We start from the raw sequence: 17,848 nt of genomic DNA, 5'->3' as shown, positions 1-17,848 counted from the left end.
TTTAATTATAGCTGATGTTTAACGAAAGGCGATCGCAATCTTTTTTCTTTTGGGACTATCGATGCTCTAGGGCCTATATCCTGAATAACAGCACTTTAAAGCTGTTATGGAGGGGACCTACTTACGATGGATACGAATATGACAACGACGGCGATCGCAGTTTTTGATATTGATGGGGTGATTCGGGATGTCAGCGGTTCTTACCGCAGGGCGATCGCTGATACGGTAGAACACTTTACCCAAACTGCCTATCGTCCTTCCTCGGCAGACATTGACAGGCTCAAGTCAGAAGGCGTCTGGAATAATGACTGGGATGCCTCTTTTGAGTTAGTTTGTCGCTACTTCGAGAGTCAAGGTCAAAGTCGCGATCGCCTGTCATTGGATTACGATACCCTGGTTAACTTTTTTCAATCCCGCTATCGCGGTCCCGACCCTCTTACCATGACAGGCTACATTTGTCAAGAACCCTTGTTAGTTAATCCCGCCTATTTGGACAGTTTGACCCAAGCGGGAATTCCCTGGGGCTTTTTTAGTGGGGCCATGAGAGCAGAAGCCGCTTATGTCTTAGAAGGTGCCCTGGGATTAACGGATCCAGTTGTAATTGCGATGGAAGATGCACCGGGGAAGCCGGACCCGACAGGACTTTTTGCCACCCTGGAGCAATTACAAAGTCGATATTCCAGTGTTGAGAATGCCCCGGTGGTGTATGTGGGAGATACCGTAGCGGATTTGTACACAGTTACCCAAGCCAAGCAACAGGATCCGAAGCGAACCTGGGTCGGGGTGGGGGTTTTACCGCCTCATGTGCAAGAAAGCGAAGAGAGAAAAAACGCCTACAGTGCCACACTGAAAAAAGCAGGTGCAGCGATCGTCTTAGGGAATGTTAAGGAGTTGACACCAGCCTTGATTGCGGAGTTAGTTAGAGGCAATACCTGAAGGCTCAAACGTGATGGCAAAGACTGCGAGGGATAACAACAGCAAGTCATTACTACAAACATCTCCCCCATCCCCCATCCCCCATCCCCCATCCCCCAATGACAAATGACCAATGACCAATGACAAATGACCAATGACCAATGACAAATGACCAATGACCCCTCACTCAATCTTAAGAAACTTCTCCAGGGCGCTGACCATTGCAGGGGGCCAGCGGCGGATATTGGCAACCCAGTCTAAATCTTTATAGCGGGTGTCTAAACCGACGGCAGCAACCCAATTGCTTTCGGCTTCACCGCGATGTCCTTGGGTCCAGAGGGCGGCGGTGAGGGCGGCCCGCATATCGGCAAATTTGGGATATTTGCGGAGGATATTTTTCATCGACTGGATAGCGGCTGCTTCTTCCCCGGTTTGATAGAGGGCGAGGGTGTAATTGGCGCGGGCGAAGGCATAATCTGGGGCGAGTTCACTGGCTTTTTGATAGTTGGCAACAGCTTCGGTCCAGTTTCCGCGTCCCGCTTCGGCATTGCCACGATTATTGTAGGCGGCAGGGTCTTGGGGGTCGAGTTCGAGGACATGATTGTAGTCGGCGATCGCATCGTCCCAGCGTTTTAACCCCTCATAGGCAGTTCCGCGATTGAGGTAGGGGTCGGGAGCATCTGGTGCCAGTGCGATCGCCCGATTATAGTCGGCGATCGCCTCTTCGAGTTTATTTAAACTCACCTTGATATTCCCGCGATTACTCCAGGCAGCCGCATTATCCGGCACCTGCTCTAAAAACTGAGTCCAGTACCTTTCTGCCCCTACTAAATCCCCAGCATTCATCGCCGCAAAGGCTTGGGTTCCCAGTTCTTCCAGTTGTAAAATTGCTTCAGCCCCCAGTCCCCGCGTTTCCGCTTCCTCCGATTGAGCATAAGCTGGACTAAACGTTCCGATCCAAGTGAATAAACAGACTAAACAGAGCAATGCGATTCTGATTACCTGCCGTTGCCAAAGGTTCGCTGTTGTTCTCAATCCTTTCTCCATTGGGTATGTTTTTTTTTAAATTAGATTGATACCAAATCCAGTTGTCAAAAGTCTGTTTTTTCTCTTAGCCTGCGCAGGCAGGCTTCGTCCGTATAGCCCCACCCTTTAGGGTGCGGGCGATTAAATCTAAATCTTCAAAGACAATTGTTCCGGGGGTGGGTTGTAACCGAAATGCCGCCAAGCGGCTGGGGTGGCGGTTCTGCCGCGATGGGTGCGATTCAAATAGCCGATTTGTAATAAATAAGGCTCATAAACCTCCTCAATGGTTTGAGAATCCTCTCCCGCTGCCGCAGCGAGGGTTTCCAATCCTACTGGGCCGCCGTTGAAATTTTCAATCAACATTTTTAATAAACGTTGGTCGGTCCAATCCAGACCGATCGGGTCTACGTTAAACAATTCTAAGGCTTGATTGGCCACGGAGGCGTTAATATCTCCGCATTCCTTGACTTGGGCGTAGTCGCGGACCCGTTTGAGGAGGCGGTTAGCGATGCGGGGAGTTCCCCTAGAACGACGGGCAATTTCTTCGCATCCATCAGGGGTAATGGGAGTTTGTAGGAGTTCGGCAGTCCGTTGGACGATCGCCGTTAGTTCATCCACCTCATAGAAGCGTAACCGTTGAATCAACCCAAAGCGATCGCGCAGGGGGGAGGAGAGATTACCTATGCGGGTTGTGGCTCCCACCAGGGTGAACCGTTGCAGGGGAATAGTCCGAGTTCGTGCACTTTGTCCTTTGCCGATGGTAATATCCACGCGAAAATCTTCCAATGCCGGATAGAGAATTTCTTCACTCATCCGACTGAGGCGATGAATTTCATCGATGAACAGTACATCCCCAGGTTGCAGATTCACCAGTAACCCGACGATATCTCGGGGGCGTTCTAAAGCAGGGGCTGAGGTGATTTTACAGCCCACTTTCATTTCACTGGATAAAATCAAAGCCATTGTGGTTTTGCCCAAACCGGGGGGACCATACAGCAATAAATGATCCAGAGCTTCCGATCGCGATTTGGCGGCTTTAATGGCAATATCTAGGACTTCTTTGAGGTCTTTTTGTCCAATATAATCCGCCAAGCGGTGAGGGCGAATGCTTTCTTCCTGCTGAATGTTGATTTGTTCTTCCGGGGTTGCTTGGGGTTCGAGCAGTCCAGGGGTTGAGGGGTGGTAGGTTGCAGCTTTTTCAGCGGTTTTACGCTCTTTCTGCGGTGGATCGGTGGGGTTATGGGAAGAGATGATTGCCATGAGTGCCTTTGTTCGTAGACAATAGTGCGAATGGCGCGAAGCGCCCTTTTTTAAACGGGCTATTTTATGACTTATGACTAATGTATCTTCTTTAACGGTACCGGACTCGGTGAGCTTTCCGGAGGCGATCGCCCTCACCCAATCGTTCCTAGAGCAAATGGCGACAGGGGCGCTTTCAGAAACAGAGATTGCTCAAGTTACTGAAAATTTGGTGCGAACTGAAAATGGGGCGCGGGGGTTTTTCGTGACTTACTTGAGTGATGAGGGGACTTTGGCCGATCGCCCCTCTCCTGGAATTTTCCAGGGATTAGGCTCCTCCGAGGAGATTGTTTCGGAATTAATGGTTAAAAATCTGGCGATGTCTTCGGCAATGGTGATTGCTCACCGCCGTTCGGGAGATGAAACGACGGCTCAAGGATCCGAGCGCGTGCGCGATCGCAGCACAGTGATTATTCAAACTCTAGCCTTACCGACGATGCACCGCAAGATTGAATCTCTGTTAGAAACCATCCGCAGTGGAACCGGAAGTTATCAGTCATTTTTAGAACGCTGGAAGTACGACGCGGAACAAAAAGCGGCGATCGCCACAGCGTTGCAAGCTGTTTTATAGGAAAAGCCCCACTTTGGATGAAATTAACCGACATTTACCCAACGCTGTAATCATTAAAGAAAAGATGAAGGGGCCTGTTGTTAGAGTGGAGCTCCAAAAGAAGAGTTAGTGTCGTGGGGAAATATTATGGCCGATGGTGTGGAGGCCCGTATCTGACAAGCTATCAGGATATACTGTTTTTGCAAAAAGACTAAGAAAATATGCTTATAACTTTCTCCGTTAGGCTATTCTGACAGGGGATTGGTTATCCTAAGCTCTAAGCGCGATCGCCATAGGAAGGGGGAACCCTCCAACGAGCGATCGCCTCTAAGTCTAGTTAATTCCCGGCTCATGGTGTCAGAGGATCCTCAAATCGAGCGATCGCCTGAGCGTTGCACCTGCAATCGCACCCATGTAGCCCCCTATCTGTAGTTGTGGGTGAGGATGTGAAAATTGGTCAGAACAATCAAAGGAGCCTTTCGCAAGGCAAACCCCATTTCCCAAAGGTCACTGCTCGATGAACAACTGTTAATCAAGCTCAACCTGCTCAAAACCCTGGTTCAACGAGACTTAGCCGCTCGTTATAAAGGGTCAGTTTTGGGCAATTTGTGGCCGTTGCTCAATCAGCTTTCCCAATTGTTAATTTACACCTATGTCTTCTCTGTTATTTTAAAGGTCAAGCTGCCCGACAATAACTTACCGGAAAATAGCTTTACCTTTGGTTTATGGTTGTTTGCCGGATTGGTCCCTTGGATTGCTTTTACCAGTGGCTTTATGCAAGCCTCTAATGTGGTGGTAGGACAACCCAATTTAGTCAAAAAAGTGGTTTTCCCCCTGAGTTTACTTCCCTGGGTCCCGGTGCTCTCCGCCTTTATCGAAAGTACCTTTGGACTCATGGCCTTAATTTTCATGTTAGCGATTTCTTCCGATACGCTACATCCCACTTTGTTCCTCCTCCCCCTAGTGTGGGTGACCCAACTGCTATTTACGGCTGGATTGGGATATTTAACCTCGGGATTCACCGTATTTTTGAGAGACATTCCCCAAACCTTAAGTGTCCTGGTAAATTTGTGGTTTTATGTGACTCCAATTTGTTACCCCGCTACCGTGATTCCTGAGCAATGGCGGGAGTTAGTATTTTGGTTGAATCCAATGGCGGCGATCGCAGAAACCTATCGAGATATTATCCTCGTTGGAGAAATCAACCACCCCGGAGAATGGGCACTTGCTACCGTGATTTCTTTAGTCATCTTCGCACTTGGTTTCTGGTCCTACCGACGCTTACGCCCCGCCTTTGCGGATGTCATCTAAATTAAGAATAAAGGATAAAGGATGGGGAAGATAACGACTTCAGTCGTTACTACCAACTCTTGTTACTAATTTCTCTACCCCATCTCCCCCATCCTCCCCATCTCCCCCATCCTCCCCATCCTCCCTATCTCCCCTATCCCTCTCCTTCCCTCCTCCACAAATTGACAGGCCGTTTCATACACCAGTAAACTCATGGGTGAAATTGCAATTTCGCTAAAAAATGTTTCCAAATGCTTCAAACGCTATCGGCATCCCGCCGATCGCCTGAAAGAAATTCTCCTCCCCGGCAAAGTCTGCTCCGATGAATTCTGGGCTTTACGCGATGTCTCCCTAGAACTTCCTAAAGGCAAAACCCTCGGCGTTGTCGGTCGCAATGGATCCGGAAAAAGTACCCTCCTCCAAACCATTGTCGGCACTCTATCTCCCACCAGCGGCGAAGTTGAAGTCAAAGGCCGAATTTCCGCTCTCCTCGAACTCGGCAGCGGGTTTAATCCGGAATTTACCGGACGGCAAAATGTCTTTTTTAATGCTCAATTACTCGGTCTCTCTCAACAAGAAGTAGAGAATCGATTCGATGAAATTGTCGCCTTTGCCGATATCGGCGATTTCCTGGATCAACCCGTCAAAACCTACTCCAGCGGGATGTTTGTCCGGTTAGCTTTTGCCGTCGCCACCAGCGTTGACCCGGATATTCTCATCGTGGATGAAGCCCTTTCCGTCGGCGATGAAGCCTTTCAACGCAAGTGCTTTGCGCGGATTGAAACCATCCAAGAACGAGGCGGGACGATTTTATTTGTCTCCCATGCCGCTGCAATGGTTATTGAGTTATGTGATTCCGCAATTTTTATGCATGATGGGGAATTGCTACTCTATCATACCCCAAAAATTGTGGTGGATAAATATCAAAAACTGATTTATTCTCCTCCTCATAAAGTCGAGGCATTATGCGATGAAATTCGCAAGTTAAATCAGGAAAAAGATGAGCCAGAAGACGCGCCCAAACTGCCGTTTTTTAAGGCTCCTTCCAGTGAATTTGCCCTGCCATCCTCGTCGGGTCCGGTCGAACAGGCAGCGCGCGCTTATTATGATGAAGACCTGCAACCGAGTAATACCCTACACTATGAATCCCGTGGGGCGAAAATTATTGACCCCCACATCATGACCCCCACCGGAAAAAAAGTGAACAACCTAGTGGGTCGTCACGAATATGTTTATACCTATACGGTGGAATTTTTGGAGTCTGCTTCTCAAATTCGCTGTGGGATGTTGGTGAAAACTATTAGTGGTCTAGACCTCGGTGGGGCGTCTCATTCATTTTCCGAACATTCTCTGCAAACGGTTGAAGCGGGGACGAAAGTTGTTGTAAAATTCCGGTTTAAATGTTTGCTCAATCCCGGGGTTTATTTTTTAAATGCTGGAGTTTCGGGGATTGTCAATGGGGATTTTACTTATTTAGCCCGTTGTATTGATGTGGCAATGTTCCGGGTTCAACAGGAACAAAGCTTATCCGCCACCGGCATTGTAGACTTACTGGTTAAACCCAGTGTTACGGTTGATGCAGAGGTCCCGGAAATGGTCAAAGAAATTGAATTGATTTAATTTGATTTAATTTGATTTAATTTGACTTGTGACTGAATGACCCAACAATTCCCGCCAACCTCCCCTCATTAAACCGGATTCAGGGGGGAGGATGGGACCGTGGAAATGTCCTTTAATTGATACGGATACAAGGAATCATGTCGTTGCCCCTGATCATAACCGGAATGCACCGTTCGGGAACTTCTCTGATCGCTTCGTTGATGAAAGTCATCGGGGTGGAACTTGGCGATCGCCTCTATAAAGCTGACCGTTTTAATGTGAAGGGGTATTTCGAGGATTTGGATTTTCTGGAGTTTCAGCGATCGCTTCTCCAGGAAAGTTGTCCCCCTGGGGACCCCGGTTGGCCCGATTGGGGTTGGACGGAACAGGAATCCCTCAATGTGGACCACTTTAAAACGGGTTTAACAACGGCACAAGGGTTAATTGACTCGCGAAATACTCAGGGAGGTCTTTGGGGTTGGAAGGACCCCAGGACCTCCCTAATGCTCGATTTTTGGCATGAGTTACTCCCTGAGGCGCGTTATCTATTCGTCTATCGTCTCCCCTGGGATGTGGTGGATTCCATTTTGCGTCTAAATAGCGGAATTTTTTCCCAGCGTCCTGATTATGCCATCCGCAGTTGGGCCTATTACAATCGCCATATTTTGGATTTTTATCGCCGCTATCCCGATCGCTGTCTATTGGTGAATGTTAATGCCCTTTTAGCACAACCGATTCAATTAGTCAAACTTTTAGAAACCAAGTTAAATCTTTCGGTCAAATCGGAATTAGATGACCGGGCGTTCCAAACTATTTATGACCCGAATTTGTTTCAGCAATTGCCCCCTGACCGCCCATTGGTACGGTTTCTCCAACATCCGGAACTGCCCTATCTTTCTATTTTAGAACAACTGGATTGGACGGCGGATATACCTAGTCATTTTACTCCACAGCCGCAGTCTGATTCGTTACCTTTAGAAATTTATCCCCTGTGGTTGCATCATGAAGCGGTGCAGGCCAAAATTCAGCTTGAAACCCAGGCGAATTCGGCTTCGGGGGTGGGTGAGATTCAGGCCGAATGCGATCGCCTCCGAGAACAACTCGCTTGGATGGAAACCTCGAAGTTCTGGAAACTCAAGGTAAAATGGTCTGAATTGAAAGGGGCAGTTGCCCGCACTATCAATCCCAAATCAAGCCAATTATAGGACCCGGGTAATATGTCGGAATCGGCAGCAGACTACAATGCAATATCCAAGATAGCGGTATCGGTGATTATTCCTTGTTACAACCAAGGAGAGTTTGTTTTAGAGGCGATCGCCAGTGTTGAAAGCTGTCAAGACTCAGTTTATGAAATTTTAATTGTTAATGATGGTTCAACCTCCCCAGTGACCCAAAAGGTGCTGGCTTATCTCCAACAAAAGGAATATCAGGTGATTGACCAATCCAATCAAGGACTCGCCGCTGCCCGCAATACCGGCATCACAAAGGCCCGAGGTCGCTATATTTTACCCTTGGATGCTGATAATAAAATTAAGCCGGATTACATTACTGAAGCAGTAGCTATTTTAGATGAACACCCGGAAGTGGGGGTAGTCTATGGCAATGCCGAATTATTTGGAGAAAAAACCGGCATTGTCGAGGTTCCGGACTTTGATATTAATCGCCTCGTGGCCGGAAATTATATTGATGCCTGTGCGGTGTTTAGAAGAACGGTTTGGCAAGACTGTGGGGGGTATGATTCCCATATTCCCCGAAAGTTAGGCTATGAAGATTGGGATTTTTGGCTGGGTGCGGCTGAAAAAGGGTGGCAATTTCACCATATTTCTGACGTAATGTATGAGTATCGCTTGCGGGCGAATTCAATGGTGAGTGCTTGTAATATCCCGGAGAATCGCCAAGAATTATTTCGCTATATTTGTAGCAAGCATATTGGATTATATGCGACGAATTTTGCGAATATTTTCGCTCAAAAAGAGTGCGAACGGTTAGCAGAACAGGAGAAAAACGAAGAAATTGCTGCAACGCTGAACAAAACCGAGGTGAAATTAGCGGTTTTGAGATCGCAACTGGAAGAAGCAGAAACCGAGTTGCAAGTCCTCCGCGCACGAGTACAAGAAACGGAGGCATTGGACCCAAGGGCAAAAATAGCCCAGTTGGAGGAGGAAATCCAGGAATTGCAAGGGGAACTGCGGCGATCTCAGGGGGAAAATCAATCGTTAGAGTCTCAAATCCTAGATTTACAGCAGCAGTTGGCACAATCTCGCGCTGACTTTGAGGTGCAATGCCAAGAAGCGGTGCGACCTTCTCAACTCCAACAGCAGGAACTTGAACAAACCCGGACCCAGGTGCAAGCACAACTAGACGCACTCACCCACCAGTCCCAACAGCAGACTGCCCAACTCCAGGCCGAGTGGGAGGCCCAACTTCATGAGCGCGATCGCATCCACCATCAACTCCAATCCCAGATTTTACAGACTCAGGCCACCCTGGAACAAGCTCAACAGGAAATTGCAGCAATGCACTCCAGTAAATTCTGGAAATTACGGACCCGATGGTTTAAGCTAAAACAAGCTTTCCGGATGACCAATCCGGTGAAGGGATGATGAATGTTAGTTCAAACCGCAGAGATGGAACATGAATTCATAAAAGTGTTGGTCAATTTTAGCGGGAAATTTTAATCGTTTTCCCCCTCCTACCCCGATTTTTGAAAACCCCTGCACCCTGCTCAAATCAAGAACGAATGCGAAACCATCCTCTGTCCCGAACCCTCGACAACTTATCCCGCGCCCAGCGGTTATCTAAGCGGTTTTATGAAAAAGTTAAAACCCAAGGCGTCCGCTATGCCCTAGCTCGATTATTTCGGAAACTTTATTTTAAACTTGATGATAATCCCCTTCCGGGCCCGGGCGCGCCGGAAGTCACTCATCCTTATTCGGATTATCATTTTTGGCTGGGGCAAAATTCATCTCGGGCAGCAGATTTACGGCACAAAACTCAAACGTTACAGGTGTTTCAATATCAGCCGTTAATTAGCATTATTATGCCGGTTTATAATACCCCGGAGTTCTATTTGAGAATGGCACTGGATTCGGTGACTTCTCAGATTTATCCCCATTGGGAACTCTGCATCGCCGATGATGCTTCCACCGCTGATCATATTAAACCTATTTTAAAAGAATATGCGGAACGCGATGAGCGAATTAAGTTAGTATTTCGCGAGAAAAATGGTCATATTTCGGCAGCTTCTAATTCCGCGATCGCCTTGGCTACTGGGGACTATATTGCCCTCGTAGACCATGATGATATGCTCAATGCCGATGCTTTATATGAAATGGCTTTATGGCTGAATCTACATCCCGATGCGGATATGATTTATAGCGATGAAGATAAAGTAGATGACAGCAATATGCTGCGGGACCCGTTCTTTAAACCCGACTGGTGTCCTGATTCTTTTCTCTCTCGAATGTACACCTGCCACCTGGGACTATATCGCCGTGCGATCGTGGAGGAAATTGGCGGATTTAGAATCGGCTATGAAGGGTCCCAAGACTACGATTTTGTCTTAAGATTTACGGAAAAAACAGATAAAATTTATCACATTCCGAAAATTCTCTACCACTGGCGCATTCATCCCCAATCCACTGCCAGCGACTTAGAAACCAAAAACTATGCCATTGATGCCGCTGAAAAAGCCCTCACGGAAGCATTAGTCCGACGAGGAGAACCCGGACGAGTCCTCCCCACTCCCGGAGGTCACTGGATTGTGCGCTATCATATCCAGGATTATCAGCGGGTTACGGTGATTATTCCCACCCGCAATTTGGGGTCAATTCTCAACACCTGCCTCACTTCAATTTTTGAGAAAACCACCTATCCCAATTATGAAGTATTGGTTATCGATAATGGCAGTGATGAACCCGATACCCTAGAGTTATTCAGTAAATGGGAAGCGCAAGAACCAGACCGTTTTCGCTGCCTGAAATACGACATTCCCTTTAATTTTTCTAAAATTAATAACTATGCCGTGACCCAAACTGAAAGCCAGTATTTGCTATTTTTAAATAACGATACAGAAGTGCTGGATGGAGAATGGATGACGGCAATGGTGGAACAGGTGCAACGGCCCACTATTGGGGCAGTTGGGGCGTTACTGTTGTACCCGGATGATACTATCCAACACGCCGGGGTGGTGATTGGATTAGGGGGAGTCGCGGGTCACAGTCATAAGCATTTTCCGTCCCAGGTTCCGGGATATTACTATCAACTCAAGACGGTGAATAATTATTCCGCTGTCACTGCCGCTTGTTTGATGTGTCGTCGGGATGTGTTTGACTCGGTGGGAGGGTTTAATGAGGAACATTTGAGCATCGCTTTTAATGATGTAGACTTATGCTTGAAAATGCTGGAAAAAGGGTATCGCAATCTCTATTTACCTCATGTAGTTTTGTATCACTATGAATCAAAAAGTCGGGGATTTGAGGATACCCCGGAAAAAATTGCTCGGTTTGCTAAAGAGATTGACTATATGCGGAATCGCTGGAAATCTATCATTAAGCATGACCCCTGCTATAGCCCAAATTTAACCCGCGATCGCGAAGATTATAGCATCGGGATTTAATCCAGTTTACTTTGAGCTAAAGAACCCACTCAAGAAGCTATATCAGAGGCTTTTGTGATTGTTAGTAGGTGGAGTGTGGGGAATGAATTCAGTAATATTGAAAGGTCATTCTCTATAATGAAACCAATGAGGTTCACCCCCGGCTTCCTAGTCCTTAAACGATGTTATTGGTGATCGTACCTAAACCCAATTATGCCAGATTTTCTGATTATCGGAACCCAAAAAGGAGGGACAACCTCTCTCTATCATTACTTAACTCAACATACCCAAATTCTTCCGGCTGCTCAAAAAGAAGTTCATTTTTTTGGCCTCAATTTTCATCACGGAATTGACTGGTATCGCCAACAATTTCCTCTCCCAGAAAGCGAGAAGCAGATGCTGACGGGAGAAGCCACTCCTTATTATCTATTTCATCCCTTAGTGCCGCGCCGGGTTAAAAATTTATTTCCCCAAGTTAAGCTGATTGTCTTGCTTAGAAATCCGGTGGAAAGAGCATGGTCTCATTATAACCATGAAGTGCGGTTGGGATTTGAGACCCTTTCTTTTGCCGAGGCGATCGCCCAAGAACCCGCAAGACTCGCAGGGGAAGTGGAAAAAATGTTAGCTGACCCCAAATATTATAGTTACAATCATCAACATTACACGTATTTATCCCGGGGAATTTATGCCAATCAACTCAAAAGTTGGATGGAACTTTTCCCTAAAGAGCAATTCTTAATCCTTTCAAGCGAAGCATTTTATGCCAATCCGGCGGCTACCCTAGCAAAAACCTTGGCATTTTTAGGCTTACCCCCGATGGAAATTGAGGACTATCCCAAGCACAATGCTGGAGAGTATGCCACTCTGCCGGATGGACTCCAATCCACCTTGAATCAATATTTTCAGCCGCACAACCAACATCTTTTGGATGAATTTTCCCTCAATTTTTCTTGGGATTAAATCACCATACTATGGTAAAAGAATGCGGTCGGATGGTCATCCCGGTATAGAACCGGGGTGGAGGATCGGTCCTCAAAGTTCGCTTTAATGTTGTCTAATTCGGAGGTGTACGACACCGCAATGGAAAAGACCAATCATGGCATTGACTATGAAGGGACCTGGGATGCTTACGCCGAAATCTGGCACGAGTTGCATCCCGAACTCGATCGCATTGGCGATGAATGGATAGGAAAAGGGGCAGGCGCTGCCCATACCCTAGGTGAATATGAAACCCTGATTGAACAGCGCTTCATTCAGCCTTATATCGGGCCGGAACATCGGGTTTTAGAAATCGGTGTGGGGGGTGGCAAAACCGGCGCATTGTTGCTCAAACACTGCAAAACACTAATTTGTGCGGACATTTCTAGTAAAATGCTAGAGGCCACGCGATCGCACCTTGGGGACGATCGCGTGACCTATCTCAAGCTTGATGGACTGACTCTCAGTGCGATCGAAGCCAACTCTGTTGATATTTGTTTCTGTTACGATACGATGGTGCATTTGGAACCTCGCGATATTTTCAATTATTTGACTCAAATTCCAGCTTTACTACGAGGCGATCACCTTTGTGTCTTCCACCATACAAACATTCTGAGCGAATTGGGTTGGCAAAAGTTTTTGAGTGAATGGCATCTCAATTTACGAGGACAACGGCATGGATCGGCCTTTTCTGTGATGAGCGATCACATCATGGAAAAATTTCTCACCCATCTCAATTATGAAATTCTAGTCAAAGACACTCAGTCGGTTCCCCGAGATTGCGTTTGGGTCTGCAAAGCCCCCATCGTTTAACTTCTCCCCCCTTAAGATTAGGAACAAAAAGTTAACCACATTTTGTTCCTAATCTTAATTTTTGCCCCCTTATTGTTTACCATAACCGTTGCAACTATAGCTCATGCGCATCCTCTTCCTGCATCCTAACTTTCCAGCCCAGTTTCGTCATTTAGCTACCGTATTAGGCAGCAATCCTAAAAATCAAGTTGTTTTTGGAACAAAAAATGAACGCCCTGAGTGGGTGATTCCTGGGGTCAAAAAAGCCTTATTTTCCCCCAGCCGGGACCCCCATCCTGCCACTCACCATTATGTTCGTCCCCTAGAAAGTGCCGTCATTTACGGACAAGCGGTTTATCGGATGGCGGAACAACTTAAAACCGAAGGATTTGTGCCCGATGTAATTTACGGTCATTCTGGGTGGGGTCCGACGACATTTGCCAAGGATATTTATCCTGAAACTCCCTTAATGTGCTATTTTGAATGGTATTATCATGCCTACGGGTCCGATGCCAACTTTGACCCCAATGACCCCTTAAATGCGGATGATGTGGCTCGAATTCGTGTTAAAAATGCGCCCATTTTAATTGATTTAGCCTCCTGCGATTGGGGGGTTTCTCCCACCTATTGGCAGCGATCGCAATTTCCCCCAGAATTTCATAGCAAACTCTCCGTCATTCATGATGGCGTCGATACCGAGTATTTTAAACCCGAACCAGGCGCCAAATTAGTCCTCCCCAACCTCGATTTATCCCATGTAGATGAACTCGTCACTTATGTGGCGCGAGGCATGGAACCCTATCGTGGATTTCCCGAATTTATCGAAGCGGTGGGTTATATTCAGGAACGCCGTCCTAATTGTCATGTTGTCGTCGTCGGTTCCGATCGCGTTTGCTACGGCAAATCCCTCCCCAACGGGGAAACCTACAAAGACTATATGCTCAAAAAAGTCCCCCTCGATTTAACGCGGGTTCACTTTGTCGGGTCCTTGCCTTATGGATTATATTTAAAAGTCATTCAAGCGTCTGACGTCCATGTTTATCTCACGCGACCCTTTGTCTTATCTTGGTCCATGATTGAATCCCTCTCCACAGGTTGCTTAGTCTTGGGGTCCGATACTCAACCTGTCCGCGAAGTGATCACCGATGGGGAAAATGGATTACTCGTAGACTTTTTCTCCCCCAAACAAATCGCCGATCGCGTGGATGAAGTCTTCAATCATCCCACCCGCATGGCACAGATTCGTAAAAAAGCCCGAGAAACGGCGATCGAACGGTATGCCATGCCAAGCTTACTCAAGCGGCATATCCAACTCATTGAAGATGTCGCCAGTGGGGTTTTAACCAACAAAAGTTTCACCGTACTGGGGTAACCCCTATAAACAGATAATTGGATAAAAATTAGCCCGCGTAGGCGGGCTTTATTTATATGGCGCAACCCTACAGGGTTGCGCTTGGGGGGGCTATTTCCTAACCGTTACATTGGGATAGGTGATAACTTTTCCATTGGTGCGGGAGGGGGGTAATTGTTGTTGGGGACGGGTGGGATAGGATGTTTTGCCATTGCCATTGGGCGGTTCTTCTTTGAGGAGAACTTCCCGAATCAGGCGGGCTAACATTCTTTGTGCTAAATCCCCAGCTATTTTTTGCCCCATGCGTTGGGTTTCAGGTTTGATCAGGAAGGGGGCGAGTTTTTGAATGAATTCGGTGGGATTGAATCCTTGGGTTTCTTGTAAAATCCCCCAAATTCGTTTAATTCGCTCCATTTTCTCTTGGTCACCACTGGTTAGGGCTGGGGCGGGTTTAGTTCCTTTCCAGCCGACCCATTCTCGGAGGACAGAGGTAGCATTATTAAAGGCATCCCGGGAGAGATGATCTAGACTCTTAACTAATTCTTCAACGAGGCGATCGCGGATGAATTCTCCCCGTTCTGAAAACAAAAATTCTAAGGCTTGATTTAATCCTTGGGAAAGGTCATAATCATCACTTTCTTTGGCATTTCTCAATAGGTTTTCTAATCGGTTCCACCGAAAGTCCCCATCTTTAAACAGCAAGTCTCTCAATGACCCGCGCAATTCCGGGGAGGGGTCGGTTAATAGGCGTTTAGCAACATAGGGATAGGCTTTACTCAGGACTTTAAAATTCGGATCAACGTTAATCGCAATCCCTTCTAAGGTGACTAAGGAGCGAATAATTAAGGCATAATAAGCGGGAACCCGGAAGGGGTACTCGTACATGATTTCCGACAGTTGGTCGGTAATGCTCTTAAAGTTGAGTTCGGCGACGCTGGCACCGAGGGCGTTATTAAAAACGTTGGCGAGGGCCGGGACAATGGGTGTGAGATCGGTTTCTGGGGTGAGGAATTCGAGTTTGACGTAATCTTTTGCGAGTCCTTCAAAGTCGCGGTTGACCAGATGGACGACAGCTTGAATCAGTCCATATCGTTGATAGGGTTTGACCTCACTCATCATGCCAAAATCGAGATAGGCGAGTTTCCCATCTTGGGTGGCGAGGAGGTTGCCGGGGTGAGGGTCAGCATGGAAAAAGCCATGTTCGAGCAACTGGCGCAGGGAACATTGCACACCGACTTCGATCAGGTATTTGGCGTCGATGCCTTGGGCGGTGAGGGCGGGGATTTGGGTGAGTTTGGTGCCGTTGATCCACTCCATTGTGAGAACTCGACGTCCGGTATATTCCCAGTGAATTTTGGGGACGTAGATATCTTTAAGATGGCCGTAGAGTTGGGCAAAGCGTTCGGCATTTTCTCCTTCTTTGTTGTAGTCCATTTCTTCATAGATGCGAGTGCCGAACTCGTCCATGATGGCAACTAGGTCGCTGCGAACTTGTTTGACATTTTTTTGCACCCAGATTGCCAGTTGCCGTAAGACGTAGACATCGAGTCCCATGCTTTCGGCGAGTCCAGGGCGTTGGACTTTGATGGCGACGGTTTCGCCGGTTTTGAGTTTACCTTTGTAAACTTGGCCGAGGGAGGCGGCAGCTACGGGGTCTGGGGTGATTTCGGCATAGATGGCAGAGGGCCGATCGCCGAGTTCTTCTTCGATAAATTGGTAGGCGAGTTCGTTGGGAAAGGGGGGTAGCTGGTCCTGGAGTTTGGCGAGTTCTTCTAAATATAGGGGCGGCACTAGGTCGGGGCGAGTGGAGAGGGCCTGTCCGACTTTAATAAATGCGGGGCCTAATTTAGTTAGGGTAATTCGCAATTTTTCGGCGCGTTTTCGTTCGTTTTGTTTGACGCGACCCAGTTTCTTATCCCGCCAAATTCCAAAGGCGAGGGTGAGAAGGGGCCATAAAATGGCAAATCTGCGCCCCCAGACTAGAAAGGGGCGATCGCGATAGAGTTCGGTGATGGCAACGGGGTCGTACAACAGAGTATTGCTGTCTGAGTACGGTGCGCCGGATTTGAGGGGGACCAGTTCGGTGGAGGCGGAATCAATGTCCACGGTGAGTGGAGGATTGTTGACCCGTTCCGGAAAGGGGGTTAAACCCGGAGATTGTTCCAAAACGGTATCGGGCTGAATTTTGACGGAGGGAGGAGAAACGGTCTTTGTATCCATGTCTTCGGGACCCACTTACGGAACCATGTTAACTATTGTAACAATTCCGTGCGTTATGCTGAGAACTGCCTCGGGATCTCAGTCTGAGGAATGAGGGGGTCCAGGTTGCGATCGCCTCAAATCGTTCGCAGGTATAACGACGGAACGCCAGGGGAGATTCAAGAACGTACTGCACGGTTGTAGAGCATCCGATGGCAAGAACGCTAATCCCTATTCCGTCGAAACCCACTCACTCAAAAATAGGATGCCATTGTCTGGTTGTTTTGGTTCTAATGTTCAGCCAGTTCCCAAGATTTTTTAGCCACCCAGGACCCATCCCACTCTTCCGTAGGTGGTTCTTTGAGCAATCGCTGACAGCGCTTTAGATGCAACCGCGCGGCGCGATCGTGGCTGTTGATTTCCAAGACGGTGGCAAATTCTCCCATTGCGATCGCAAACTTGCGACTAAGATAATATTGCCGTCCGAGGTCATAGTGTTCCATCACCTTTTTACTCTCGTCGGAAATCCCTTCTCCCTTGAGTCCCAGATATTGATATAAAGCCACCGGGGGATAGTTCGATCGCATCCGAATCCGGTCCAGTTCTCTGGCCCAAATTCGTTCCTCACAAGCTCGATAAGTGTTTTCTCCCAAGACGATATTGCAGCCATATTGATTGCTCACTCCTTGGAGGAGATTGCCCAGATTTACACCATCGCCTACCGCGCTAAATTGCAAGGACTTGTTTTCAGCAATATTATTGCTAATAGTCCAATCGGAATTAATCCCTATTCCCATCTGAATCACGGGTTTATTTTGCTCTTGGCGATGATGATTAAATTCATCGAGTTTTTTGTGCATGGCGATCGCCGTTTGCAATGCCATCCACCCATGATTTTCTAGGAACTGGGGTGCACCAAAGACGACAATCAGTCCATTGCCAATACAAGCCACTTCTATTTGTTGCTCGTGATTCTGCCTGTAATGATTTACAGCTTGCAGCATCGACTCAAAATAGTCTTGAAGCAGACAGGCGACCTCGGAGGCTTCTAAATTTTCCGTCAAGCTACTATAGCCTGAAATTTCAGAGAATAAAACTGAAACTTCTTGGCGATCGCCGCTAGAATTTACCATATTCCATACACATTGTCAACTACGAATTCACTCTTTCTTCAAGCCATCAGGAGTAAGAACGATGCCAAAGCAGAATTCTGACTCCTGACTTGTCGGTTGTACCCTGGCTCTGTTTAGGA

General features: G+C 47.5%; 16 protein-coding genes. 11 read left to right on the top strand and 5 right to left on the bottom strand.

The genetic code is table 11. The annotated features are described in order from the left end of the window. The first annotated feature begins 14 nt into the window (after window positions 1-14). Both NG792_RS20015 and NG792_RS20010 read left to right on the top strand, forming a co-directional pair. Complete coding sequence (locus NG792_RS20015) at window positions 15-167, top strand: hypothetical protein (protein WP_261236554.1); 153 nt, start codon at window positions 15-17, stop codon at window positions 165-167. Next, on the top strand, window positions 127-936 hold the full coding sequence (locus tag NG792_RS20010) for a TIGR01548 family HAD-type hydrolase (protein WP_261236553.1): 810 nt from the start codon (window positions 127-129) through the stop codon (window positions 934-936). The genes NG792_RS20015 and NG792_RS20010 overlap by 41 nt, the downstream gene beginning before the upstream one ends. Before the next feature lie 162 nt (window positions 937-1,098). Here the strand turns inward: NG792_RS20010 and NG792_RS20005 are convergent, their stop codons facing one another. Together NG792_RS20005 and ruvB are read right to left on the bottom strand one after the other, a co-directional pair. Then, the gene (locus tag NG792_RS20005; protein ID WP_261200319.1) at window positions 1,099-1,962 is read right to left on the bottom strand and encodes a tetratricopeptide repeat protein; all 864 of its coding nucleotides are present in this window, start codon (window positions 1,960-1,962) and stop codon (window positions 1,099-1,101) included. Between the two features lie 126 nt (window positions 1,963-2,088). Then, the gene (ruvB, locus tag NG792_RS20000) at window positions 2,089-3,201 is read right to left on the bottom strand and encodes a Holliday junction branch migration DNA helicase RuvB (protein WP_261200318.1); all 1,113 of its coding nucleotides are present in this window, start codon (window positions 3,199-3,201) and stop codon (window positions 2,089-2,091) included. A gap of 73 nt (window positions 3,202-3,274) precedes the next feature. Between ruvB and NG792_RS19995 the strand changes: the two genes are divergently transcribed. The 9 genes from NG792_RS19995 (at window position 3,275) to NG792_RS19955 (ending at window position 14,418) form a co-directional block, all read left to right on the top strand. Beyond that, window positions 3,275-3,811 carry a sll1618 family protein gene (locus NG792_RS19995; protein WP_261236552.1) on the top strand — a complete coding sequence of 179 codons (537 nt, stop codon included), beginning with the start codon at window positions 3,275-3,277 and terminating at the stop codon, window positions 3,809-3,811. Window positions 3,812-4,285: 474 nt separating this feature from the next. Then, the gene (locus tag NG792_RS19990) at window positions 4,286-5,101 is read left to right on the top strand and encodes an ABC transporter permease (RefSeq protein ID WP_261236584.1); all 816 of its coding nucleotides are present in this window, start codon (window positions 4,286-4,288) and stop codon (window positions 5,099-5,101) included. A gap of 192 nt (window positions 5,102-5,293) precedes the next feature. Beyond that, window positions 5,294-6,700 carry an ABC transporter ATP-binding protein gene (locus NG792_RS19985; protein ID WP_261200316.1) on the top strand — a complete coding sequence of 469 codons (1,407 nt, stop codon included), beginning with the start codon at window positions 5,294-5,296 and terminating at the stop codon, window positions 6,698-6,700. Window positions 6,701-6,837: 137 nt separating this feature from the next. Further along, window positions 6,838-7,884: a sulfotransferase family protein gene (locus NG792_RS19980; protein ID WP_261236551.1), complete on the top strand. Its 1,047-nt coding sequence runs from the start codon at window positions 6,838-6,840 to the stop codon at window positions 7,882-7,884. 12 nt (window positions 7,885-7,896) lie between these two features. After that, window positions 7,897-9,282 carry a glycosyltransferase family 2 protein gene (locus tag NG792_RS19975; RefSeq protein ID WP_261236550.1) on the top strand — a complete coding sequence of 462 codons (1,386 nt, stop codon included), beginning with the start codon at window positions 7,897-7,899 and terminating at the stop codon, window positions 9,280-9,282. Between the two features lie 137 nt (window positions 9,283-9,419). Further along, window positions 9,420-11,297 (top strand): glycosyltransferase family 2 protein, encoded by a 1,878-nt coding sequence (locus tag NG792_RS19970; protein WP_261200313.1) that lies wholly within the window; start codon window positions 9,420-9,422, stop codon window positions 11,295-11,297. A gap of 192 nt (window positions 11,298-11,489) precedes the next feature. Continuing rightward, window positions 11,490-12,236 (top strand): sulfotransferase domain-containing protein, encoded by a 747-nt coding sequence (locus NG792_RS19965; protein ID WP_261236549.1) that lies wholly within the window; start codon window positions 11,490-11,492, stop codon window positions 12,234-12,236. 87 nt (window positions 12,237-12,323) lie between these two features. After that, window positions 12,324-13,067, top strand: a complete 744-nt coding sequence (locus tag NG792_RS19960; RefSeq protein ID WP_261200311.1) for a class I SAM-dependent methyltransferase — start codon at window positions 12,324-12,326, stop codon at window positions 13,065-13,067. A 103-nt stretch (window positions 13,068-13,170) separates the two neighbouring features. Beyond that, complete coding sequence (locus NG792_RS19955) at window positions 13,171-14,418, top strand: glycosyltransferase family 4 protein (RefSeq protein ID WP_261236548.1); 1,248 nt, start codon at window positions 13,171-13,173, stop codon at window positions 14,416-14,418. A gap of 90 nt (window positions 14,419-14,508) precedes the next feature. Here the strand turns inward: NG792_RS19955 and NG792_RS19950 are convergent, their stop codons facing one another. From NG792_RS19950 to NG792_RS19940, 3 genes are all read right to left on the bottom strand, one after another. Beyond that, complete coding sequence (locus NG792_RS19950) at window positions 14,509-16,617, bottom strand: ABC1 kinase family protein (RefSeq protein ID WP_261236547.1); 2,109 nt, start codon at window positions 16,615-16,617, stop codon at window positions 14,509-14,511. 28 nt (window positions 16,618-16,645) lie between these two features. Next, window positions 16,646-16,792: a hypothetical protein gene (locus NG792_RS19945; RefSeq protein WP_261200308.1), complete on the bottom strand. Its 147-nt coding sequence runs from the start codon at window positions 16,790-16,792 to the stop codon at window positions 16,646-16,648. A gap of 94 nt (window positions 16,793-16,886) precedes the next feature. Further along, window positions 16,887-17,729 (bottom strand): adenylate/guanylate cyclase domain-containing protein, encoded by an 843-nt coding sequence (locus NG792_RS19940; RefSeq protein ID WP_261200307.1) that lies wholly within the window; start codon window positions 17,727-17,729, stop codon window positions 16,887-16,889. Window positions 17,730-17,848: the final 119 nt, after the last annotated feature.

Origin of the sequence: Laspinema olomoucense D3b, from assembly GCF_025370785.1 — a bacterium.
Taxonomy (GTDB): Bacteria; Cyanobacteriota; Cyanobacteriia; order Cyanobacteriales; family Laspinemataceae; genus Laspinema; species Laspinema olomoucense.
Note: the sequence above shows the minus strand (reverse complement) of the source record. Positions and strands in the feature narration are given on the sequence as shown.

Coding starts and splice junctions, on each gene's coding strand:
- NG792_RS19940 (WP_261200307.1), bottom strand. CDS start 17,729: ATGGTAAATTCTAGCGGCGATCGCCAAGAAGTTTCAGTTTTATTCTCT.
- NG792_RS20005 (WP_261200319.1), bottom strand. CDS start 1,962: ATGGAGAAAGGATTGAGAACAACAGCGAACCTTTGGCAACGGCAGGTA.
- NG792_RS19960 (WP_261200311.1), top strand. CDS start 12,324: ATGTTGTCTAATTCGGAGGTGTACGACACCGCAATGGAAAAGACCAAT.
- NG792_RS19985 (WP_261200316.1), top strand. CDS start 5,294: ATGGGTGAAATTGCAATTTCGCTAAAAAATGTTTCCAAATGCTTCAAA.
- NG792_RS20010 (WP_261236553.1), top strand. CDS start 127: ATGGATACGAATATGACAACGACGGCGATCGCAGTTTTTGATATTGAT.
- NG792_RS19950 (WP_261236547.1), bottom strand. CDS start 16,617: ATGGATACAAAGACCGTTTCTCCTCCCTCCGTCAAAATTCAGCCCGAT.
- NG792_RS19970 (WP_261200313.1), top strand. CDS start 9,420: ATGCGAAACCATCCTCTGTCCCGAACCCTCGACAACTTATCCCGCGCC.
- NG792_RS19975 (WP_261236550.1), top strand. CDS start 7,897: ATGTCGGAATCGGCAGCAGACTACAATGCAATATCCAAGATAGCGGTA.
- NG792_RS20015 (WP_261236554.1), top strand. CDS start 15: ATGTTTAACGAAAGGCGATCGCAATCTTTTTTCTTTTGGGACTATCGA.
- NG792_RS19965 (WP_261236549.1), top strand. CDS start 11,490: ATGCCAGATTTTCTGATTATCGGAACCCAAAAAGGAGGGACAACCTCT.
- ruvB (WP_261200318.1), bottom strand. CDS start 3,201: ATGGCAATCATCTCTTCCCATAACCCCACCGATCCACCGCAGAAAGAG.
- NG792_RS19955 (WP_261236548.1), top strand. CDS start 13,171: ATGCGCATCCTCTTCCTGCATCCTAACTTTCCAGCCCAGTTTCGTCAT.
- NG792_RS19995 (WP_261236552.1), top strand. CDS start 3,275: ATGACTAATGTATCTTCTTTAACGGTACCGGACTCGGTGAGCTTTCCG.
- NG792_RS19980 (WP_261236551.1), top strand. CDS start 6,838: ATGTCGTTGCCCCTGATCATAACCGGAATGCACCGTTCGGGAACTTCT.